At 69.9% G+C, this 20,956-nt stretch carries 24 protein-coding genes and 1 tRNA gene; 12 read left to right on the top strand and 13 right to left on the bottom strand.

Annotation, left to right across the window (positions count from 1 at the left end):
- Positions 1–64: 64 nt before the first annotated feature.
- From ABZX12_RS12160 to ABZX12_RS12150, 3 genes are read left to right on the top strand one after another with little or no spacing between them, the layout of a single operon-like run.
- Positions 65–529 (top strand): MarR family transcriptional regulator, encoded by a 465-nt coding sequence (locus tag ABZX12_RS12160; protein ID WP_355692391.1) that lies wholly within the window; start codon positions 65–67, stop codon positions 527–529.
- Positions 526–1,344 carry an ATP-binding cassette domain-containing protein gene (locus ABZX12_RS12155; protein ID WP_355692389.1) on the top strand — a complete coding sequence of 273 codons (819 nt, stop codon included), beginning with the start codon at positions 526–528 and terminating at the stop codon, positions 1,342–1,344. Before ABZX12_RS12160 ends, ABZX12_RS12155 begins: the two co-directional genes overlap by 4 nt.
- The gene (locus ABZX12_RS12150) at positions 1,304–2,122 is read left to right on the top strand and encodes an ABC transporter permease (protein ID WP_355692387.1); all 819 of its coding nucleotides are present in this window, start codon (positions 1,304–1,306) and stop codon (positions 2,120–2,122) included. Before ABZX12_RS12155 ends, ABZX12_RS12150 begins: the two co-directional genes overlap by 41 nt.
- A gap of 48 nt (positions 2,123–2,170) precedes the next feature.
- Here ABZX12_RS12150 and ABZX12_RS12145 read toward each other — a convergent pair whose 3' ends face one another.
- The gene (locus tag ABZX12_RS12145; RefSeq protein WP_355692385.1) at positions 2,171–3,370 is read right to left on the bottom strand and encodes an MFS transporter; all 1,200 of its coding nucleotides are present in this window, start codon (positions 3,368–3,370) and stop codon (positions 2,171–2,173) included.
- Between the two features lie 72 nt (positions 3,371–3,442).
- Between ABZX12_RS12145 and ABZX12_RS12140 the strand changes: the two genes are divergently transcribed.
- The 3 genes from ABZX12_RS12140 to ABZX12_RS12130 all read left to right on the top strand — a co-directional run bounded on the left by ABZX12_RS12140 (position 3,443) and on the right by ABZX12_RS12130 (position 7,129).
- Positions 3,443–4,303 (top strand): LysR family transcriptional regulator, encoded by an 861-nt coding sequence (locus ABZX12_RS12140; protein ID WP_355692384.1) that lies wholly within the window; start codon positions 3,443–3,445, stop codon positions 4,301–4,303.
- A gap of 82 nt (positions 4,304–4,385) precedes the next feature.
- A complete protein-coding gene (locus ABZX12_RS12135) occupies positions 4,386–6,848 on the top strand; it encodes a glycosyl hydrolase (RefSeq protein ID WP_355692382.1) in 2,463 nt (820 codons plus the stop codon).
- Positions 6,849–6,853: 5 nt separating this feature from the next.
- Positions 6,854–7,129 carry a DUF1876 domain-containing protein gene (locus tag ABZX12_RS12130; protein ID WP_355692380.1) on the top strand — a complete coding sequence of 92 codons (276 nt, stop codon included), beginning with the start codon at positions 6,854–6,856 and terminating at the stop codon, positions 7,127–7,129.
- Between the two features lie 4 nt (positions 7,130–7,133).
- On the opposite strand, the gene ABZX12_RS12125 is transcribed toward ABZX12_RS12130, so the two are convergent.
- The 4 genes from ABZX12_RS12125 to ABZX12_RS12110 are packed head-to-tail and all read right to left on the bottom strand — an operon-like array spanning position 7,134 to position 10,099.
- A complete protein-coding gene (locus ABZX12_RS12125; protein ID WP_355692378.1) occupies positions 7,134–8,459 on the bottom strand; it encodes a M20/M25/M40 family metallo-hydrolase in 1,326 nt (441 codons plus the stop codon).
- Between the two features lie 50 nt (positions 8,460–8,509).
- Entirely contained in the window at positions 8,510–8,911 is a 402-nt protein-coding gene (locus ABZX12_RS12120) for a Rieske (2Fe-2S) protein (protein WP_355692376.1), read from the bottom strand.
- Between the two features lie 11 nt (positions 8,912–8,922).
- On the bottom strand, positions 8,923–9,453 hold the full coding sequence (locus tag ABZX12_RS12115) for a DUF6529 family protein (RefSeq protein WP_355692374.1): 531 nt from the start codon (positions 9,451–9,453) through the stop codon (positions 8,923–8,925).
- 1 nt (position 9,454) lies between these two features.
- Positions 9,455–10,099, bottom strand: coding sequence for a hypothetical protein (locus ABZX12_RS12110; protein WP_355692373.1), 645 nt, complete (start codon positions 10,097–10,099; stop codon positions 9,455–9,457).
- Positions 10,100–10,190: 91 nt separating this feature from the next.
- Between ABZX12_RS12110 and ABZX12_RS12105 the strand changes: the two genes are divergently transcribed.
- From ABZX12_RS12105 to ABZX12_RS12095, 3 genes are read left to right on the top strand one after another with little or no spacing between them, the layout of a single operon-like run.
- On the top strand, positions 10,191–10,436 hold the full coding sequence (locus ABZX12_RS12105) for a hypothetical protein (RefSeq protein ID WP_355692371.1): 246 nt from the start codon (positions 10,191–10,193) through the stop codon (positions 10,434–10,436).
- On the top strand, positions 10,426–11,049 hold the full coding sequence (locus ABZX12_RS12100; protein ID WP_355692369.1) for a dienelactone hydrolase family protein: 624 nt from the start codon (positions 10,426–10,428) through the stop codon (positions 11,047–11,049). The genes ABZX12_RS12105 and ABZX12_RS12100 overlap by 11 nt, the downstream gene beginning before the upstream one ends.
- Positions 11,046–11,747: an endonuclease V gene (locus ABZX12_RS12095; protein ID WP_355692367.1), complete on the top strand. Its 702-nt coding sequence runs from the start codon at positions 11,046–11,048 to the stop codon at positions 11,745–11,747. The genes ABZX12_RS12100 and ABZX12_RS12095 overlap by 4 nt, the downstream gene beginning before the upstream one ends.
- Here ABZX12_RS12095 and ABZX12_RS12090 read toward each other — a convergent pair.
- Both ABZX12_RS12090 and ABZX12_RS12085 read right to left on the bottom strand, forming a co-directional pair.
- Positions 11,734–12,222 (bottom strand): VOC family protein, encoded by a 489-nt coding sequence (locus ABZX12_RS12090; RefSeq protein ID WP_355692365.1) that lies wholly within the window; start codon positions 12,220–12,222, stop codon positions 11,734–11,736. The genes ABZX12_RS12095 and ABZX12_RS12090 overlap by 14 nt on opposite strands.
- 10 nt (positions 12,223–12,232) lie before the next feature.
- Positions 12,233–13,042, bottom strand: a complete 810-nt coding sequence (locus ABZX12_RS12085) for a maleylpyruvate isomerase family mycothiol-dependent enzyme (protein ID WP_355692363.1) — start codon at positions 13,040–13,042, stop codon at positions 12,233–12,235.
- A gap of 153 nt (positions 13,043–13,195) precedes the next feature.
- On the opposite strand from ABZX12_RS12085, the gene ABZX12_RS12080 reads away from it, so the two are divergent.
- A tRNA-Leu gene (locus tag ABZX12_RS12080) sits at positions 13,196–13,281 on the top strand.
- 222 nt (positions 13,282–13,503) lie between these two features.
- On the opposite strand, the gene ABZX12_RS12075 is transcribed toward ABZX12_RS12080, so the two are convergent.
- From ABZX12_RS12075 to ABZX12_RS12065, 3 genes are all read right to left on the bottom strand, one after another.
- A complete protein-coding gene (locus ABZX12_RS12075) occupies positions 13,504–14,136 on the bottom strand; it encodes an alpha/beta hydrolase (protein ID WP_355692361.1) in 633 nt (210 codons plus the stop codon).
- Positions 14,133–15,098 (bottom strand): ring-cleaving dioxygenase, encoded by a 966-nt coding sequence (locus tag ABZX12_RS12070; RefSeq protein ID WP_355692359.1) that lies wholly within the window; start codon positions 15,096–15,098, stop codon positions 14,133–14,135. Before ABZX12_RS12070 ends, ABZX12_RS12075 begins: the two co-directional genes overlap by 4 nt.
- 91 nt (positions 15,099–15,189) lie before the next feature.
- The gene (locus ABZX12_RS12065) at positions 15,190–15,762 is read right to left on the bottom strand and encodes a hypothetical protein (RefSeq protein WP_355692357.1); all 573 of its coding nucleotides are present in this window, start codon (positions 15,760–15,762) and stop codon (positions 15,190–15,192) included.
- A gap of 530 nt (positions 15,763–16,292) precedes the next feature.
- Here ABZX12_RS12065 and ABZX12_RS12060 point away from each other — a divergent pair.
- Both ABZX12_RS12060 and ABZX12_RS12055 read left to right on the top strand, forming a co-directional pair.
- Complete coding sequence (locus ABZX12_RS12060; protein WP_355692356.1) at positions 16,293–16,751, top strand: hypothetical protein; 459 nt, start codon at positions 16,293–16,295, stop codon at positions 16,749–16,751.
- A 30-nt stretch (positions 16,752–16,781) separates the two neighbouring features.
- Positions 16,782–17,741, top strand: a complete 960-nt coding sequence (locus ABZX12_RS12055) for an MvdC/MvdD family ATP grasp protein (RefSeq protein WP_355692354.1) — start codon at positions 16,782–16,784, stop codon at positions 17,739–17,741.
- 301 nt (positions 17,742–18,042) lie between these two features.
- On the opposite strand, the gene ABZX12_RS12050 is transcribed toward ABZX12_RS12055, so the two are convergent.
- The 3 genes from ABZX12_RS12050 to ABZX12_RS12040 form a co-directional block, all read right to left on the bottom strand.
- The gene (locus ABZX12_RS12050) at positions 18,043–18,828 is read right to left on the bottom strand and encodes an alpha/beta hydrolase (protein ID WP_355692353.1); all 786 of its coding nucleotides are present in this window, start codon (positions 18,826–18,828) and stop codon (positions 18,043–18,045) included.
- Between the two features lie 92 nt (positions 18,829–18,920).
- A complete protein-coding gene (locus ABZX12_RS12045; protein ID WP_355692352.1) occupies positions 18,921–20,357 on the bottom strand; it encodes an NAD(P)/FAD-dependent oxidoreductase in 1,437 nt (478 codons plus the stop codon).
- A gap of 1 nt (position 20,358) precedes the next feature.
- On the bottom strand, positions 20,359–20,916 hold the full coding sequence (locus tag ABZX12_RS12040) for a hypothetical protein (RefSeq protein WP_355692350.1): 558 nt from the start codon (positions 20,914–20,916) through the stop codon (positions 20,359–20,361).
- Positions 20,917–20,956: the final 40 nt, after the last annotated feature.

Below are 20,956 nucleotides of genomic sequence, written 5' to 3'. Positions count from 1 at the left end.
GGCCCGGAATGTCCGGGCCGTTCTCGCGGCGCAATATCTCTGCCCCAGAGCTATTCTGGACAGCGTGACCGAACTCCTGGCCGAGGAACTGATCGCCGCGATCGGGCTCGTCCGGCGGCGGCTGCGTCGCTCCGCGGGACGCCCGTTCCCGTTGTCCGCGCTCACCGATTCGCAGGCCGAGCTGGTCCGCACCGTGCGCCGCAACCCCGGCATCTCGGTCGCCGAGGCCGCCGCCGACCTCGGCCTGGTCGCGAACACGGTGTCGACCCTCGTCGGGCAGCTCACCGAGCGCGGCCTGCTGCAGCGCACGCCCGACGCGTCCGATCGGCGCGTCGCCCGGTTGACGCTCACCGAGCCGGCCCGGGAACAGGTCGAGGCCTGGCGCGACCGCCGTACGGCGCTGGTGTCCGGCGTGCTCGACGACCTGACGCCGGACGAGCGCGACGCGCTGGTCGCCGTGCTGCCGGTGCTGACCGGGCTCGCGGAGCGCCTGCATCCCGAGGAGCAGCTCAGGAAGGAGCGCGTATGAGTGCGGAACTCGCGGTGTCGGTGGCGGGTCTGAGCCACCGGTTCGGCGACCAGCTCGCCGTCGACGACCTCGACCTGACCGTCTCACCCGGCGAATGCTTCGGCCTGCTCGGTCCCAACGGCGCCGGCAAGACGACGACGCTGCGCGTGCTGAACACGCTCTACCCGCCGCAGACCGGAACGGTCCGGGTCTTCGGCCTCGACGTCCGCACCGACGCGATGCGGGTCCGCCGGATGCTCGGGTACGTCCCGCAGCAGCTGTCCATCGAGGGCGCGCTCACCGGCCGCGAGAACGTCTCCTGGTTCGCGCGCCTGTTCGACGTACCGCGGCGGGAGCGGGCCGCGCGGGTGGCCGAGGTCCTGGAGATCGTCGATCTCGCCGATCCGGCCGACCGGCTCGCGTCGACGTACTCCGGCGGGATGGTGCGCCGGCTCGAACTCGCGCAGGCCCTGGTGAACCGGCCCGCGCTGCTCGTGCTGGACGAGCCGACGGTCGGGCTGGACCCGGTGGCCAGGGACTCGGTGTGGGCGCGGGTGCAGGAGATGCAGGAGCGGTACGGGATGACCGTGCTGCTGACCACGCACTACATGGAGGAGGCGGACATCCTCTGCGACCGGGTCGCCCTGCTGCACCTCGGCCGGCTCCGCGCGGTCGGTACGCCGGAAGAGCTGAAGGCGGCGCTCGGTCCCGGCGCGAGCCTCGAGGATGTGTTCCGGCATCACACCGGGGAAAGCTTGGAGGGTGCCGACGGCGCCGGGAAGGGAGGTCTGCGCGATGTCCGTGGCACCCGCCGCACCGCCCAGCGCCTCGGCTGATTCGCGCCCGCGCGCGGCGCTCCGGCTGTTCTCCCGGATCGGGACGTTCTGCCTGGTCGAGCTGCAGAAGCTGCGGCACGACCGGACCGAGCTGATCACCCGCGCGATCCAGCCGGTCCTCTGGCTGGTCATCTTCGGCCAGACGTTCAGCCGGATCCGGGCGATCCCGACCGGCGACGTCCCGTACCTCGACTACCTGGCGCCCGGCATCATCGCGCAGTCGGCGCTGTTCGTCGCGATCTTCTACGGGATCCAGATCATCTGGGAGCGCGACGCCGGGATCCTCACGAAGCTCCTGGTCACGCCGTCGCCGCGCTCGGCGCTGGTCGCCGGGAAGGCGTTCGCGGCCGGAGTCCGGACGATCTCCCAGGCGATCGTCGTCCTCGTCGTCGCGGCGCTGCTCGGTGTCAGCCTCACCTGGAACCCGCTGAAGCTGCTCGCGGTGCTCGCGGTCGTGGTGCTCGGGGCCGCCTTCTTCTCGTGCCTGTCGATGACGATCGCCGGCCTGGTGCTGCGCCGCGACCGGCTGATGGGCATCGGCCAGGCGATCACGATGCCGCTCTTCTTCGCGTCCAACGCCCTCTACCCGGTCGCCATCATGCCGGGCTGGCTCCGCGCGCTCTCGCACGCCAATCCGCTCACGTACGAGGTCAGCGCCCTCCGCGGCCTCCTGATCGGCCAGCCCACCAACTACCTGCTCGACTTCACCGTCCTCATCGCCGCGGCCGTCGCGGGCATCTGCGCGGCCGCGGCGCTGCTCGGAAGGCTCGCGCGCTGACGGTCGTGCCGGACCCAGACGTTGGGTTCGTACCTCCGCTTCAGGTACTCAGCCCGCTCGGCCAACGTGGTGGTCTCGGGCATGCGTCGCGGTCCGGCACCGAACCAGAATTAGCAGGGCGACGGCCGCGGTGACGAGACCGGACCCGATCAGCGCGAGCTCGGCGCCGACCGCGCCGATGATCGGCCCGCCGACGAGCATCCCGGCCGCGCTGCCGGCGCTCACGACGACGCTCTGCCCGGACAGCAACGCGCGCCGTTCGGCGCCGGCGGACGTCCGCGTGATGAGGACGGAGATCGCGGCGATTCCGATCACCACGGTCACTCCCGACAACGCGCCCATCACGGCGACCACCGGCGGCGTCGTCCACACGCCCATCCCGACCCAACACAACCCGCTCCAGGCCCACGCGAGCGACGCGGCCACTGTCGGCCTGGTGCGTCGGACCACGGCCAGCGACACCGCGGTCCCGACGAGCGACCCCACGCCGTAGCCGGTCATGCCCGCGGCCAGGTAGACGCCGGGCTGCCCGCGTTCCTCACCGACGACCGACAGTCCGAGCGTGAACGCGAACCACGTGACGCATCCGGTGCCGCGGACCACCCATCCGTAGGCGACCTCGGTGCGCCCGCGCAGACTCCCGCGGATCGACGGCGTCACCAGTCCTTCGGGAGCCCGGTCGGACCGGGCGGCGCAGGCCAGGAGTCCGCCGCCGGCGACGCTTGCGGCTTCGATCCAGAGCAACCCGTTCGTCAAGCCGGTGGAGATCGCGAGCGCTCCGACGGTCGGACCGATCAGCATCCCGAACCGCCGTAGTCCGTCCTGCCAGGTCAGCAACTGGACCGCCCGGCCGTCGCCCCACCGATCACCGGTGTCGGCGAGCAGCGCCGACCGGCCCGGGTTCGACAAGGCGTCGCCGCACCCGAGCAGCAGCCCGCTCAGGATCAGCCACTCCGGCGACAAGATACCCGATCCGGCGGCCGCGGGAACCGACGCCAACGCAATCGCGGACACGAGCGCCACGACCGCCAGCCGCGGTCCCGAGTCGACCCACTGCCGCGCCCTCCTTGCCCACCACGGCGACAGCAGCACGGGTACGCCGGCCGCGCCCGCGACCAGTCCGGTCGCCGCGACGGACCCGGTCTCACGCAGGATCACCAACGGCAGCGCGACCTGGGCAATCCGGAACGCGAAGTCCGCCGTACCACTGCCGGCCAGCAGGACCAATGCCTCGGATCGCGCCTTCACCCTTGAATTCTTGGCGTCCCGGCGACGCCCAGGTACCCGGCGGCTCTTGCCCGCTTGCCATAGGCTCAGCCTATGGCCTCATTACCCTCGGTCGAGGACCTCCGGCTGGTCCAGGCCGTCTCTCGCACCGGCGCCGTGGGGACCGCCGCACGCGAGCTGCGCATCTCCCAACCGTCCGCCTCCCAGCGCCTCGCCCGACTCGAACGGCTCTGCGGCACCAAGCTCTTCGAGCGCGACACCCGCGGCGCCCGCCCCACGCGGGCCGGGGCCGAGCTCAGCCGCCGCGCCGACCACATCCTCGGCCACCTCGAGGAGGTGTACGACGCCACGCGCGCGGCCGCGGTCACCGAGCGCCTCGTGATCGGCACCTTCGCCAGCCTCGCGCCGATCCTGTTCCCGGTCCTCGACGCCGACCTCCCCGACCTGGAGATCCAGCAGCAGGTCGACCACGGTCACTTCCTGGTCGAGCGCGTCGCCGAGGGCACCATGGACGCCGCGTTCATCGCCATCGCCGACCAGATGACGCTGCCGCGCGGCACTGTGTCCCGCCGCGTGGGCCGCGACGAACTGGTCCTGTTCGTCCCGCCCGGCGCCCGCCCACCCGGCCGGGGCCGACGACCGTTGAACGATCGCCGGATCGCGTTCTCGACGTACGACCGCGGAGCCGAGGACATCCATTCCCGGCTCGCGGCGCTGGGCGCGATCCCGCGCCGCGGCGTCACCCTCAGCACCACCGTCGCCATGGCCCGTCGCAGCTCCCACCTGGCCCTGGTCCCCCGCAGCGCCCTCGCCACCGAACTCCGCGCCGGCGAGCACCTCACCCCCGCGCCGTTCCACTACCGCCTCACGCTCTCAGTGGTCACCACTCCCACACCCCCGAAACCTCTGATGACGCACCTCCCCCGACTCCGCGCCACGTTGAACCTGTCATGAACTCACCACTGCGCAGGACGATCTGACCGGTACTGGTCAGCGTCGTTGACCCCGCGCCGCCCGCGGCGGTGGGGTGAAGAGCATGGCGACCGTCGACGACGTCCGACGACAGTTCCGGAACCCGCCGCCCGAGGCGCGGCCGATGATGCGCTGGTGGTGGTTCGGTCCGTCCGTCGAGCGAGACGAGATCGACCGCGAGCTGGAGGCCATGGCCGCGGCGGGGCTCGGCGGCGCGGAGGTCGCGTTCGTCTACCCGATGGGGCCGGTGACCACGCCGTTCGGATCGCCGGAGTTCCTCGAGCTCGTCGGGCACGCGGCCCGGACGGCGCGCCGCCTCGGCCTGCGGTTCGACGTGACGCTCGGGAGCGGATGGTCGTACGGCGGCCCGCACGTCGGCCCCTCGTCGGCTGCGCGGCATCTGCACTGGGACCGGCGCGAGATCGGCGCCGCGGCGTACGACGTCCCGATCGTGGATGCCTGGCCCGGTGACGAGTTCGTGGCCGCGTACGTCGGTGACGGGTCGGCGGGCGCGCCGTCGTCGTACGTCGAGGTGCCGGTGCGGGACGGGATCATCCGCGTCCCGGCAGGCGGCCAGCCGCGCGAGGTGCTGATCGCGACCTCCCGCGTGACCGGCCAGAACGTGAAGCGAGCCGCCGCGGGCGCCGAGGGGCTGACGCTCGACCACTACTCGGCGGCCGCGGCCGAGGAGCACATCCGGCGGGTGGCGGAGCCGCTGGTACAGGCGGCGACGCCGGAGCTGCTCGGGTCGGTGTTCTGCGACAGCCTCGAGGTGTACGGCGGCGACTGGACGCCGGCGATGCTCGACGAGTTCGCGAAGCGGCGCGGGTACGACCTGCGGCCGCGGCTGTACGAACTGCTCGTCGACACCGAGGGCTCGCAGCAACTGCGCATCGATTTCGGGCGGACGCTGTCGGAGCTGTACGAGGACAACTTCCTGAAGGTCTTCCAGCACTGGGCGGCCGGGCACGGCGTGCCGTTCCGGATCCAGAGCTACGGCGAGCCGCCCGCGACGATGAGCAGCTATCGCCACGCGGACCTGTTCGAGGGCGAAGGCTGGGGGTGGACGGGCATTCCGGAGACCCGCTGGGCGTCGTCGGCCGCGAACATCCACGGCCGGCCGGTGGTGTCCGCCGAGGTCTGGACGTGGGTCCACTCGCCGTCGTTCCGCGCCACACCGCTGGATCTGCAGGGCGAGGCCCACGAGCATTTCCTCTCCGGCGTCAACCAGCTGATCGGCCACGGATGGCCGTACTCGCCGTCCGGCGGACCGGGGCTGGGCTGGATCTTCTACGCCGCGGGCGCGCTCGACGACCGGAACCCTTGGTGGCCGACGGCAACTGCCTTGTTCGGTTCCCTGCACCGCCTCTCCTGGGTGCTCCAGCAGGGCGAACCGGTCCGGCCGGTGAAGATCTACGTCCCGACGTACGACGCGTACGCCGCACGCGCCGGGCATGCCGAGCCGCTCAACCTGTACCGCGTCGTGCGGCGGCTGATCCCCGAGAGCGTTCCCCGGATCATCCGCGAGGCCGGGCTCGACTTCGACCTGATCGACGACGACGCGCTGGCGGTGCTGAAGCCGTCCGACGCGCCGCTGGTCGTCGTACCCGAAGGAACCACGACCCCGCCGGAGACCAGCCGGTGGCTCGCCGCCGTCGAGGCGTCCGGCGGACAGGTGGTCACCGACATCAGCACGCTCGCCAGTCACCTTCCCCCGCCACCGATCCAGCCGCAGCAGGACATCGGCGTCGTCCACCGCCGCCTGGCCGACGGCGACCTCTACTTCCTGGCCAACACTGGCACTCAGCGCCGCACCCTCACCTTCCCGCAGTCAATGGAACGCTGGAACCCGCTCTCCGGCGAGGTGACCGTCACCCGCACGACCACCCTCGCTCCGTACGAGTCGGCCTTCCTGACGCCGGGCGGGCTCGAGGACGACGTGCCGGAGCGGCGTGAGCGCCTCGACAACGCGGTGCAGGGCGACTGGTCGGTGGCCTTCGGTGGTGAGACACGTCCGGTTTCGCTCCCGCACCGGTGGGAGGACGACCCGGCGCTGGCGACGTACTCAGGCTCGGCCACCTATCGCACCGAGCTCGAACTCCCGGACACCACCGACCACCTGCTCCTCGACTTCGGGCCGGGTGAGCCGGTCGCTCCGGACAGCGAGCCGTACCTGCCGGCCAACTCGTACCGCGCCCTCATCACCCCGCCCATCGGCGTCGCCGCCGAGATCTGGCTCAACGAGGTCCACTGCGGTTCGCTCTGGGCCCCGCCGTACGAGGTCGACCTCACCGCCGCCGCGCGCCCGGGCACGAACGACCTGCGCATCGACGTACACAACACCGCAGCCAACGCACTCTCGGCGGACCGGCACCTTCTGCAGGCGGCCGCCGACGTGACAGCCGAGTTCGGCCGCCGCTTCGATCTGCAACACATCGAGCACGCAGCGGACTTCTTGAACTCAGGTCTTCTCAACAAGCCGGTGGTCGTACGACGCTCGAAGGAGGACCAGAGCGAACGAAGGTGAGTGAGATGTCAGCGGTGCGGCACTGGGTCGTGGACATCGAGATCGACGAGCAGGACGAGGAGCGGGTGACGCGGGCCGAGGCGCGGCTGCGAACCCATCGCGAGGAGCAGTTCTCGGCGCGAGGTACGGCGTACCGCCACCCGCAGGACCGGGAGGTGCCGCAGATCGGCGACGAGCTCGCGACCGCGCGGGCGCTGTCCGAACTCTCGCACCAGCTCGTCGTACTGGCGGCCGAGAACATCGAGCAGGTGACCCATCGGCCGAGTCACCTGCAGGGGTGACGCCTCAGGCCTGATCGAGGAAGCGGTCGAGGACCCGCGAGCCGAACTCCAGCGCAGACGTCGGCACCCGCTCGTCGATGCCGTGGAACATGCCCATGAAGTCCAGGTCCGGCGGCAGCTGCAGCGGCACGAACCCGAAGCAGCGCACGCCCAGCCGGCTCCACGACTTGGCGTCGGTGCCGCCCGACATCAGCAGCGGCGCGAACCGGCTCTGCGCGTCCTCGGCCTGGATGCACGCCTGCATCGCCTCGACCAGACCGCCGCTGAACTCGGTCTCCAGCGCGATGTCGGTGACGACGGTCTCGCGCTGCACCTTGTCGCCGAGCAGCTCGTCGATGGTGGCGTAGAACTCGTCCTCGTACCCGGGCAGGAACCGCCCGTCGATGTGCGCCTCGGCGTCGCCCGGGATCACGTTCACCTTGTAGCCCGCGTTCAGCATCGTCGGGTTCGCGGTGTTGCGGATCGTGGCGCCGAACATCCGGCTGAAGCTGCCGAGCTTGGCCAGCGTCGCGGTCATGTCGTCGGCGTCGAGCTCGACCTGGAGCACGTCCTCGAGCGTCTTCAGGAACTCGCGGACGGTCGGCGTCACGCGCAGCGGCCACTCGTGGGAGCCGATCCGGGTGACCGCCTCGACCAGGTTGGTGACGGCGTTGTCGGTGTTCACCATCGACCCGTGGCCGGCCGTGCCGCGGGCCTTGAGCCGCATCCAGTTCATGCCCTTCTCGGCGGTCTCGATCAGGTACAGCCGCAGGTCGTCCTTGACCGTGATCGAGAAGCCGCCGACCTCGCCGATACCCTCGGTGCAGTCGGCGATCGTGTCCGGGTGGTTGTTGATCAGCCACTGCGCGCCGTACACGCCGCCGGCCTCTTCGTCGGCCGTGAACACGAGCCGGACCGGCCGCCGCGGCTTCACCCCGGCCCGCTGGCGCGCCCGCACGACGGACAGCACCATCGCGTCGAAGTCCTTCATGTCGACCGCGCCGCGGCCCCACACGCACCCGTCGAAGATCTCCCCGGCGAACGGGTCCACCTTCCAGTCCTTCGGGTCCGCCGGCACGACGTCGAGGTGCCCGTGCACGAGCAGCGGGTCCGCACTCTCGTCCTCACCGTCCCAGTGCGCGACCAGCGTCGCGCGGCCCGGCTCCGACTCGTAGATCGTCGACTCGATCCCGACCTCGTCCAGCTTGGCCGCGACGTACTCCGCGGCCACCCGCTCGCCGTTGCTCTTGCCGTTGCCGTAGTTCGTGGTGTCGATCCGGATCAGCTCGCTGCAGAGCTCCACCACCTCGGCGTCGGCGGCGTACGACGTACGGTCACTGGAGGTCGTCATGCGCTCCATCCTCCCCCACGCCTGGTTCGTGCGCAGAGTGAGGTCGGGCGTCAGGTCAGCGTGATCGTGTCGCCGGTGATCGTGATCTGTTTCGTCGGCAGCGGGCGTGGCGCCGGTCCGGCGACGACGGCGCCGGTCGCGACGGCGTACTTGCTGCCGTGGCAGTCGCAGTTGATGGTGCCGCCGGAGACGCTCGCGACGGGGCAGCTCTGGTGGGTGCAGATCGAGCTGAACGCCTTGAACGTGCCCTTGACCGGCTGCGTCACCACGACCTGGTTCGGCGCGAAGATCTTGCCGCCGCCGACCGGGATGTCGGCGATCTTGCCGAGCACGGTGTTGGCCGGCGCGGGCGCTGGGGTCGCCTTCGGTTCGCCGTACTTCTGGCACCCGGTGAGGCCCGCGAGTCCCGCGGCGGCTCCGGCCAGGATCGTACGGCGGCTTGGTGCGTCCACGACTGCTCCCTTCAGCGGATGATGCCGAACGTGGTGAAGAACCACAGCGAGGACGTCAGCCACAGGCCGACGAGTCCCGTGAAGACCGCGCCGCCGGCGACGGGCAGCAACCAGCGCGGTGCGTCGGTGCGGGTGAGCGACAGCATCTTCACGACGAAGGCGCCGTAGAAGAAGCAGCCGAGCAGCGAGTGGATCAGGACCCGCGGCTCGCCGTACTGGAAGCCCAACGCATAAAGGCAATGGGCGACGACCGGCAGGGTGACGGCGACAGCGGCCCGGCCGGACCAGCGGTGCAGGGGTGCAAGGCCGGGTCGGCCGCGGTACAGGGCGATCGCCGACAGGAGCTGGACGATGCCGAGTACGGCTGCGGCTGTTGCCAGCCAGGACTTCACCGACTGGAAGCTCGAGAAGCCGGCGATGTCGATCGCGACACCGGTCGGGTTGTGCAGGCGGCCGTAGACGCCCAGCGCGACGGCGGCCGCGGCGCCGGCCGCGAACGGTACGACGACTGTGCTCGCCTTGGGGCCCGTGGCTGTGGTCATATCAGAACGTCTCGTCGCCGGTGATCGTCAGGGCTGTGACGGACACGCCGTCGACCGTCGCTGTGCGGTCGGCTGGATCGAGTGGCGGGGCGGGTGCCGGCGTACCGTCGTCGTCGACGCCGACCTGCCGGCCGTCGGGGAGGACGATCCAGCCGATCGTTCTCGTGCTGTTGCGGGCTCGGTACAGCCCGGCCGGCGGGCCGGCCGCGGGGATCGTGAGGCGGAGCGTGCGGCCGTTCAGACTGAGCGTTCCGGTCGCCTCTGTTGGGCTCAGGGTGGCAGTGAGCTGGTCGCCGGTGCGCGAACGGAGGACGGCTCGGTCGTTCGCGACGGTTCCGGTCAGCCAGGCTTCCAGGGTGCGGCCGTCGCAGACGTAGCTGACGGCGCGGGTGCCTTTGACGGCCAGGGCTACGGCTTCTCGGGTCGGGGTGCGTCCGGCGTACACGACTGTGCGTGCGGCGGATGGTTTTGTGGTTGCCGGTGCCTTTGTGGTCGGCGGGGCGGTCGTCTGCGGTGGGCTCGTGCTCGTGGGGCTCGTACTCGTTGGGCTGATGGCTTCGGTTCGAGCGCTCGTCGGGGTGCTCGTCTGGGTGCTGTTCACGACGAGCAGGACGACCAGCCCCGCGGCGGTCGCCGCCAGTGTCACCAGTGGACTTCGCTGCCCCATGTCGCCCCCGACACGAGGATCCCGCCCGTGCGGCAGCCCGGTCAACGGCTGGGACGAGTACGTTGGATTCATGAAGGGCGATCGGGTCGAGATCGTCGTCGACACCGGCAACGGCACCTCGTCGTACGAGATCACCGCCACCAAGGCCGGCCGCCGCGTCGAGATCAGCACCAACCGCAGCGTCACCGAGGTGGCCGAGGTGACCCGCTCGGGCACGCCGATCCGCACGGCGCGCTTCCTCTCCGCCCGCGTGATCGCCCTCGTGGAGCACCCTGCCGGCGACCCCTCGCCCGACGGATCGCGTGATGAACGTTGAACAGGTCGTCGTCGATGCCCGCGGCGTACAGCTGCCTGGTGAGCTGGCGGTGCCGGCACCGGCCGCCGGTCTGGTGATCTTCGCGCACGGCAGCGACAGCAGTCGCCACAGCCCGCGGAACAAGTACGTCGCGCACGTCCTCAACCGGGCTCGTGTCGCCACGCTGCTGTTCGACCTTCTGACGCCGACGGAGGCTCAGGACCGGCGCAACGTGTTCGACATTCCCGCGCTGGCCGATCGGTTGCGGGCGGCGCACGAATGGGCCGGGCGGCGGCTCGACCTCGCGGTCGGCTACTTCGGCGCAAGCACGGGCGGTGCTGCGGCTCTCTGGTCGGCGGGCAGCGCCTCCGACGTACACGCCGTCGTCTCCCGCGGCGGACGCGTGGACCTCGCCGCCGCGCACCTGGCCGACGTCACGGCCCCGACGCTACTGATCGTCGGCGAACTCGACTTCGACGTGCTACGCCACAACCGCGACGCCCAGCAACAACTCCACTGCCCGAACCAGCTGGAGGTCGTTCCCAACGCCACCCACCTCTTCACCGAACCAGGCACCCTCGAACGAGTGGCAGACCTGGCCCGCGACTGGTTCCAGACCCACCTGCGCGGATGACCTGGCCGACCGAACAGGACGAGCTGATCGCGCGGCAACTCGAGTTGGCCGCGCTCCGACCAGCGCTGTGGAATCCGCCGGAGCACTTGCTGATCGGCGCCGTCTGGATCTGCTTCCCGCGCGGCCTGACGGGTTCTGGAGCTGCGGGCGATCGCGCTTGGGTGGCCGCGGTGGTTCAGGACGGCGACGAGGTTGTCGGCCAGGACTTGCGTCGCAGGCACCAGGTTGTCGGGCAGGAGTTGCGCCGCGGCCGTGCGTCGGGCCCGTATCTGCCGGGGCTGCTGGCGCTGCGTCTCGGGCCGCTGTGCGAGTACGTCGTGCGCCGCCTCGTGCCCGCACCCGATGTCCTGCTGCTGGACGCCACCGGGGCGGATCACCCGCGCCGGGCCGGTTTCGCCACGCACCTGGGCGCCGTACTGGATCTGCCCACCATCGGCGTCACCCACCGGCCGTTGACCGCGACCGGACCATGGCCGGCCGACGAGCCCGGCGCGACCTCGGCGCTCGCGATCGACGGCGAGCAGGTCGCCACCTGGCTCCGGACGAAGCGGGGCGCTCGTCCGCTTGTCGTCCATACGGGCTGGCGGACCGACCTCGCCACCGCCGTACGGGTCGTCAACCTGTGCAACGCCGGCCGTCGGACGCCCGAACCGCTGCGGCACGCCCGGCAGGCGGCTCGGTTGCTCAGAGGACCTTGAGGCCGTACATCTCGCCGAGCGGGTCCGAGATCAGTTCGATCCGGGCGCCGTCGGGGTCGCGGAAGTAGATCGACGTACCGCTCTCCTCCAGGTACTCCACGCCCGCCTCGTCCAGGTTCTGCTTCAGCCGCTCCCACTGCGTCGGCTCGACCGAGATCGCCAGGTGGTGCAGTCCGCCGAGCACTTCGGCGTACGGCCCGAGGTCCAGCCCGGGGAAGTCGAAGAACGCGAGCAGGTTGCCGTTCCCGATGTCGAAGAAGAAGTGCGTCGACCCCTCGTAGTCCCGGTTGCCGACCATCTCGGTCAGCGGAAACCCGAGCACGTCCTGGTAGAACCGCACCGTCCGCTCGACGTCCGAACTCAGCAGTGCCGTGTGATGCAGGCCGCGCGCCGTGGACGTGCCCCCTGGCTTCAGGTACGCCGACCTGATCCGGTCCCGCTCGGCCTCGATCGTGGACAGGTCGATCTCGGTCATCCACTCCCCCTCAGATCCGGAAGAACACGTTCAGGTACCGGTCGGCGACGGCCCGGTCGCCCCGGATCGTACCGGCGTTGCTGCGACCGAACGCGGTCAGGACGAAACTGCCCGGATCGAACTCGATCACCGCCGGCAGATCACCGACGTCGCCGGCCGCGTAGTCCATACCGTCCGGGCCGACCGTCACGCGCGTGTCGCCCGCGTTCGGGCCGCTGGTGATCCGGACGCCGAGCTGGCACGGATCCTTCGCCCCGGTGGTGTACTTCCACAGCACGAACATGAACGGCACCAGCAGATCGGCGGCCTCGCCGGACAGTCCGTGCGCGCGGCCGGTGCCCTGCCGGATGTCCCAGGAGTGGACGCCGTAGTCCATCAACTGGAACGCCGGGTAGAAGAACGCCGGCAGCGGACCCATGTAGAAGTGCGGCACCGTGAACCCGCCCCAGTCGTCCGGCCCGAGCGCGTCGAACATCCCCATCATCTTGTCGAAGTCGGTCCGCAACCGCTCCACCAGTTCGTCCTGCGGCACACTGCGCAGCGCGAGCGCCTGCCTGTCGACCCGCTCGGCCATCCCCGGCATCCCGTACGCCGCCGGCACCTCGGCGTGCGACCGGGCCGCGTCGAACGCCACGAAGTACGACTCGGTCGTGTCCGTGAGATGCGCCACCACGTCCCGCACCTCCCAGTGCCCCGCCCCGGTCGGTGCCTCCCAGATCCCGTCCCGCTCCACCATCCCGAAGAACAGCTCCGCCTCCTGCCGCACGACCCGGAGCATCGTCTCCTTACCCGCGTACGCCATGCCGTTCCACTCGTCCACGACGCCCTCACCTCCACCCCAGAGGCCACTGTTTGAATTTCAAACTACGCCCCCGACACGCCACCGTCACCACCCCGGAGCCCCGATGTGAATTCCACCCCTGGAGTTTGCTACTGTTCTCCGGTCGGCACCGCCCAGGCGGTACGACCACTCGTCCGGGTGGCGGAATAGGCAGACGCGCTAGCTTGAGGTGCTAGTGCCCGTTTTAGGGCGTGGGGGTTCAAGTCCCCCCTCGGACACGCAACTTATCCACACGGTCCCCTCTCGGGTCGACCTCTATATCGACGATCTGCTCGCTATGTGGCGCGTCTGCGACAGCCCGAGCGATGCGTACAGCTCAGCGAGCGCCGACTCGGCCAGCCGCTATCGGGCACAGGCGCGTTGTACTGTTCGCGCAACTCCACAGGACCCCAGCCGGGATCCAACGCTTCCGCAACGGGCTCGCAACTGGGCCCCGGCCGTCAACTCCGGCGCGCGGCGTCGACGAACCGCTTGATGTGGGGCAGCTGGTCAGGGTCGATGGTGTGGCCGCCGGGGAACGGCAGGAGTGCCACGTCGGCGCCGCGGCGGCGGAGTTGCTCGGTCAGTCTGGTGGTTTGCGCGGGCGTGGCCATCGGATCCTGTTTGCCGTTCACGATCAGCACCCGCTTCCCGGCCAGAGTGTTGTCCGTGGGCTCGTCGGCGGCGAAGGGCACCATCGCGGCGAGCAGTACGGCGCCTGCCAGCGACTCTGGATGGCGTAGCAGCAACGCGGATGCCATGTTGGCGCCATTGGAAAAACCGACCGCCAGCCAGGAGCCAGGGAGAACGTGGTACTCCTGCTCGGCGGCCGCAAGGAATGCGGCGAGCTCGTCGGTCCGCAGCCGGAGGTCCTCCTCGTCGAAGACGCCCTCCTGGAGCCTGCGGAAGAACCGAGCCATGCCGTGCTCCGACACAGTCCCGCGAGGCGACAGCGCCGGTGCGTCGGGGGCAAGGTGCTGCCGCAGTACCAGGAGGTCGTGCTCGTCGCCGCCGGTGCCGTGCAGGAAGAGGAGCGGCGGACTGCCGGAACCCGGCTGCCATACGTGCGGTCGCGCGAGCAGATCCGCGCTCATGCTGCCGACTCCGGGGGCGGTGGTACGCGCAGAGCCGGCAGGGAGGCCTGGATCTGCTCCCGGTTCGGTTCGAGCCAGGGCGGAAGTTTCAGATGCTGGCCGAGTTCCAGCAACGGTTCGTCGACGGTGAAGCCCGGCTGATCTGTCGCGATCTCCAGCAGGACCCCGCCGGGTTCGCGGAAGTAGATCGACGTGAAGTACTGGCGATCGATGATCTCGGTGACCTGTACTCCGGCATCGATCAGCTCGAGTCGCCACTTCGCCTGGGTCTCGCCGTCAGGTGCGCGGAAAGCGATGTGGTGAACCGTTCCCGCCGCCTGGAGTCCGCGTGACGCCGTGCTCGGACGGACGTCGACAGCCGTACCGTCGGCACCGCCGGACATCACGAAGCGTGTCCCGTCGGTCGTGTCCTGCCCGTGCTGCATCCCTAACATGCCGGCGAGCATTTCAGCCGTCGGGTCGAGTGCCTGCTCGGTCATAGTCACCGAGAACAGGCCGCGGATCGCGTCGTCGGACGATATGGCGGCAACGCCGTCCCAGCCCGACCGGCTGTCGCCCTCCGACGCGATCAGCTCGATCACAAGGCCGTCGGGATCCCGCAACCTCAGCACCTCGTGGTCGGAGTGGGCCACCGGCGCGTCCGCGTCGACGCCGAGGGTTTGCAGGCGCTGTTGCCACCAGCCGAGGGACTCCGGCGGCACGCTGAACGCCGTGGCCGTCGTGAGGCCGGTGCCCTGCCGGCCCTTCGGCGCCCCCGGCCACGGGAAGAACGTCAACAGGGTGGACGGCCGGCCCGACGAGTCGCCGTAGTACAGATGGTAGGTGTCCGGGGCGTCGAAATTGACCGTCCGTTTGACCAAGCGCAGCCCCAGTACCGTGGTGTAGAAGTCGACATTGCGCTGCGGGTCCTCCGCAATCGCAGTGACGTGGTGGAGCCCATGCGGTGCGATCGAATCAACCATTGCTCGTTCCCTTCCAGCCACCAACAGGGACAGAATCTTCTGGTCCTCCGACTCTAGGACCGAGAACGCCCGCCGAGCGTGACAGATGTCGTCATTGACGTACTCGTCGGATCGTTGCGCGCGCGACGAGAAACCCCTTGCCGTCGCTCAGTCGCGACCGGCCTTCGCGAGCCAAGCTCAGCGCGATCGCATCCTCCAGCGCCGCGAGGATGTAGGCGGGAACCTCCATTCGCTGCCGCCGAGTGCTCACTCCGACCAGCTCGAACGACCGGCGGCGCAGAATCCGCGCAAGCCGGAGCTGCCAGTCTCTGAGCTGCTCCTCTCCCACCAGCGCCTCCGCGGACATGCGATTGAACGCGAAGTGGCTCGGATCCTGCCGCTGGATCGGCGCGATCACCGTATCCGCGATCGCGTGCTCCCCCATGGCACGCAGGCCATCCAGCAGCCGCGAGTACGCGACCACCGCCGACCTCGCGGTCGCCGCACCGGTCAGGTAGTACAGCAACCGGATGACGTCGAGCATGCCAGGCATATGCGACAGAACCCCGACCAGCCGGGTCCTCGCACTTACCCCCGCCAAATCGGTAGACGCCGGCGCCATCCCCATACCCGCCTCGACCGCATCGAGCAGAACGCCGTGCTGCCGCTCCTGCGGCGACCACACGTCCTCGACAGAACCTGTCCGTCTCGGTCGCGTCCGGCATGAGCGCCCGCAACTCCAACACGTTCCGCTCCACCCTCAAGCTCGACCCGCGACCGGCCTCGTGAGGTGCGGCGTCGGAATGGGGTGGTGTTTTCCCGGATCGCGCGCCACAGGGCGCAAAGGCCAGTGACGGCGTGTGGAAATACCGCCAGCCGAACGCGGGTGATGACGAACGGCGGCACGTGATCGTCTGGTTGTTGGCGTAGATCAGCCCACCGACCAGCACCCCGGCCGCGATATCGCCGCACAGTTCGCCCCACCCGCGCTTGAAGTAGTGACCGATGGCGCGCAGCACGGGGATGGCGATGAAAATGTTCCCCGCGATGACCAGGACCCAGTCCTTGACATCAAATCTTCGTCAACTGGAGCAACCTCGCCGGTCCTCTGCTCCAAGGACACCGACGCGTAGCCCCACCCGTGGACAAGCGCCGTACGCCGGTGCACGCTGTAGTCAAGTCGAGGTCATGGCTCTGGCGGGAGGGGATGGAGCGATGAGCACGGACAGTTCCGGTCAGTCGTTCGCCGACTACCTCAAGGACGCGCCGCCGGCACAGGATGCGTCGGCGAAGATCGTCCTGACCGGCGAAGTACGGCGATCGACGGACGACAGCAAGTTCGTCTTCAGGTCCCCGGAGTCCGGGACCGCCGAGTTGGACGTCGAAGCAGTCCTCGAGTTCGAGCCGCTGGACGGCGGCCTGACCCGGATCACCCTGGACGCCACGCGGCTGCGCGACGCCGCCGCACGCCGGGCGCGTACGTCCGGCGCGGTGCCCTTCGTGATGGCGACTCCGCACCGCGCGTCGGCGGCTTCGATCCGGGCCCAACTCCGGAAGGCCGAGCTGAGCGCCGCGATCCTCGACGTGGAGACGGCGTTCATCAAGGACGTGTGGGGAGACGGGGACACGGATGCGTTTTTCGACGCGCCGATCGACCAGACGCTCCCGTTCTGAGCCGAACTGCGGGCCGGCCGCGGCGGTTCGATGATCCTCGTCAGCTCGGCGCCCGGCGACGGCCATGCCGAAGAGGTCCTGGCCAAGCTGGCCGAGCAGGGCGCTCCGTGCCGCCTTCTCGACCTGTCGTCGTTTCCGCAGCACCTCGCGCTGACCGCCCGCTATCCCCGGAACCGCAATCCTCGGTTCGAGCTGCGGTTTCCGGACGGCGCGATCGTCGATCTCGCAGAGGTCCGCGCCGTCTGGTGGCGACGTCCGCAGCCGTACCGGATCGCTGCCGAGATCACCGACGCCGCCATGCGCCACTTCGCCGCGAGTGAAACCGCGACCGCGGCGGCCGGCATCTGGCAGGCGACCACCTGCCTGTGGGTCAACCATCCGGTCAACGACGCCGCGGCCGCTCACAAACCCTGGCAGCTGGCCACCGCGCGATCCGCGGGACTCACCATCCCCGACACCTTGATCACGAACGACCCCGAAGAGGCTCGCTCGTTCTGGGACGCCCACTCGGGAAACGTCGTCTACAAGCCGTTCCGCCAGACTCGTACCGCCTGGCGCGAAACCCGGATGCTCCTGCCCGAGGACGTCTCGGGCATTGAGGCCGTCCACCTGGCCCCGGTCCTCTTCCAGGAGTTGATCGAAGGCGTCGCCGACCTGCGCGTCACGGTGATCGGCGATGAACTGTTCGCGGCAGCCGCTGTGCTGGACGAGGCGGGGTACGCCGTCGACATCCGCTTCAACCCAGGAATCGGCTATCAGCCGCACACACTGCCCGACGAGGTGGTCATCGCGATCTTCCGCCTCATGCGGGCGCTCGGCCTGGAGTACGGCGCCATCGACCTACGACTCACTCCAGGCGGCCAGTACGTGTTCTTCGAGGTCAACCCAGCGGGCCAGTTCCTCTACGTCGAACGCTCCTCCGGCCAGCCCATCACCGCAGCCCTGATCGCCCACCTCCTCAGCGGCAAACCAAGTCGAGTCGGTCCGTGACGTCCCCGCCTTCTCACGCAGCGGGCAAGAAGAGAGCGGCGGGGATCGGCTCGCGGAGCGTGGCCTCGCAACGCTCGTGGTCGCGCCTGTCGCTGGCCGAGACCGGTGCCGTCCAACAGCTCATCGGCAGCCTGGCGATCGTCGCGTCACGGTGGAGAGGATCGAACAGCGAGCCAATCCACCGATTGATCCGTCAGTGATTACATCGTCGCGGTGATCACCTCGATCAGCGCGAGCAGACCGCGGGCGCGGACCCTGCACGGTCCGCGCCGCGATCAGCATGCCCAGTTCGGAGACCAGCTCACCGCGCGGCTTGCTCGATGATCTTCGTAACGTCGCCCGGGCGGCTGAGCATGACCGCGTGGGACGCGTCCACCTCGGTGACGCGGGCGTGCGCGCGGGTGGCCATGAAGCGTTGCAGGTCAGGGGAAATGGCGTGGTCCTGACGTGTCACCAGATCCCAGCTGGGAATCGTTCGGAAGCCCTCGGTGACACTGGCGTCGGTCACCGCCTTGGTGTTGGCGGGCCGCTGAATGACGGCGAGGTCGGCCGCGACGGTCGCGTCGAGGTCGGCGGCGAACGCCGAACGGAACTGCGCCGGGTCGAGGCTGACTTCCGTACCATCGGGGACCTGGGTCGAGATCAGCGGCAGCGGCGGGGTCGATCTCGCCGCGAGTTCGCCGACGGTCTCGCCCGCGGCCGGGATGAATCCGGCGATGTAGACGAGCGACTTGACGTCGGGGACGGCGGTGGCCGCGTTGGTGATGACGGCGCCGCCGTACGAGTGACCGACCAGGACCTTCGGACCGGCGATGGTGGACAGGTAGCTGGTGACGTAGGCGGTGTCGGAGGTCAGTCCCTGCAGCGGATTGGCGATGGCGCGGACGGGATAGCCGTCGCGGCGCAGCCGGTCGATGACGGGCATCCAGCTCGAGGAGTCCGCCCACGCTCCGTGGACGAGCACGATGGTCGGCTTAGAAGACCTGTCCGACGTGCCGGCCGCCCATGCCAGGGACGGCACTGCGGCGGCGAGCAGTGCGAGTGCGGTAACAGCCACCCCCGCGAGACGGGAGAAGCGAGAACGCATGACGATCAAACCCTTTCGAGGAAGAAGAAGAGAGTTGCCCGGTGTCCCGTCCCGCGTGCGATTCGCGCGGGACGGACTCCAGTGGGGACGGGTCAGCGGCCGTAGGCTTCCAGCAGCCGCAGCCAGACCTCGCTGACGGTGGGGAACGCCGGGACCGCGTGCCAGAGCCGGTCCAGCGGGACCTCGCCGACGATGGCGATCGTTGCCGCATGCACCATTTCCCCGACGTCCGGCCCGACCAGCGTGAAGCCGACGATCACCTTGCGGTCCTCGTCGACGACCATCCGGGCGTGGCCCTGGTACCCCTCGGCGTGCAGCGAGGATCCGGCGGTGGCGCCCAGGTCGTAGTCGACGGCCCGGATCCGAAGCCCCGCCGCCTCGGCGGCAGCCACGGTCAGTCCGACCGAGGCGACCTCCGGATCGGTGAACACCACCTGCGGCACCGCGCGCTCGTCGGCGGTCGCCGCGTGCCGGCCCCACCGCTCGTCTTCGACCGGCTCGCCCTTCACGCGCGCCACGATGACATCGCCTACGGCGCGGGCCTGGTACTTGCCTTGGTGCGTGAGCAGGACCCGGCGGTTGACGTCACCGGCGGCGTACAGCCATCCGTCGCCAAGCGGTGCGGCGTCCGGCCCGACGACCCGCATCGTGTCGTCGACAGTCAGCCACGAACCCGGGGTCAGGCCGACGGTCTCCAAGCCGAGGTCCTGGGTGTTCGGGGTGCGGCCGATCGCGACCAGCAATTCGTCGGCGTCGATCTGCTCGCCGTCGACCAGCGTGATGGAGACCGTGCCGTCGTCGTTGCGTTTCACCGAACCGGCCTCGGCCCCGATCCGCACCGAGACACCCTTGTCCCGCAGCGAACCCGCCACCCGCTCCCCCACGAACGGCTCAGCGAGGTGCAGTACGCCGTCACGCGCCAGCATCGTCACCGACGACCCCAGATCACCGAAGGCGGTTGCCATCTCCGAGGCCACCACCCCGCCACCGATGATGGCGAGCCGGCCCGGAACCTCCTTGGCCGCAACCGCTTCCCGGCTGGTCCACGGCGCCGCCGCGCGGAGCCCTTCGATGTCCGGGACCAGCGCACTGCTCCCGGTCGAGACGACCACGGCGTGCCGCGCGGTCAGCGTCGTCGTCGAACCGTCGCCCGCCGTCACCTCGACGACGCGGCCGGAGCTGATCCGGCCGTGACCGCGGTACAGCGGAACACCCACCGACTCCAGCCACGACGCCTGTCCGTCGTCCTGCCAGTTCGACGCGAAGGAGTCGCGACGGCCGAGCACCGCGGCCACGTCCAGGTCACCAGTCACGGCTTCCCGCGCGCCGGGCACCTGCCGGGCCGCCCGGAGCGCCGCCGCGCTGCGCAACAACGCCTTGGTGGGCATGCAGGCCCAGTAGGAGCACTCGCCTCCGACCAGTTCTCGCTCCACGATGGCGGCGGTCAGGCCGCCCTGCACGAGACGGTCGGCGACATTCTCCCCGACGGGTCCCGCGCCGATGATGACGACGTCGTAGGTGGTGGTCATGTCAGTTCCCCTTCGCGGCGCGGCCGAGCCGGATCGCCGAGACGAGGAAGAAGATGCCGCCGAGAGTCGCGTAGCCGGCGATGTTGGTCAGCTTCGGGTCCTCCGCGGAGGCACCGGCGACAAACGACGCGCCGGCGAGCACGGACAAGCCACCGCTCAGGATCATCGGCCACTGCCCGCCCATCGAGCGACGGCCGAGGGCCACGATCAACTGGACCAGCCCGGCGGCGATCGCCCAGGCGCCCCAGACCCGCAGGACCGCCGGCACACCGGAGCCGCTGGCGATCGCCAGGCCGATGGTGGCGATCAGGCTGATCGCGATGTTCACGTACAGGCCGCGGACCGAGCGAGCGCCCTGGGACGACCGGGCGTCGACGACCGCGGCGGCGACGTCGAACAGCGGGTACAGGACGACCAGAACGACGCCGAGCGGCCCCAGGTCCGACTTGGTGGTGAACAGCAGGATCGCCCAGACGACAGCGAAGGCGAACCTGACGAAGTACAGCCGGCGCAGTGCCGCTGCGACGCCTCCGACGGCAGGTGATTCAACGGTGCTCACGATGATCCTCTCGAGTGATGTGGGACGGAACCATCGGACG

The sequence above is a fragment of the Kribbella sp. NPDC003505 genome, assembly GCF_040610875.1.
In the GTDB taxonomy this organism is placed as follows: domain Bacteria; phylum Actinomycetota; class Actinomycetes; order Propionibacteriales; family Kribbellaceae; genus Kribbella.
The sequence above is the reverse complement of the archived record's forward strand: the minus strand, read 5'-3'. Positions and strand labels throughout refer to the sequence as shown.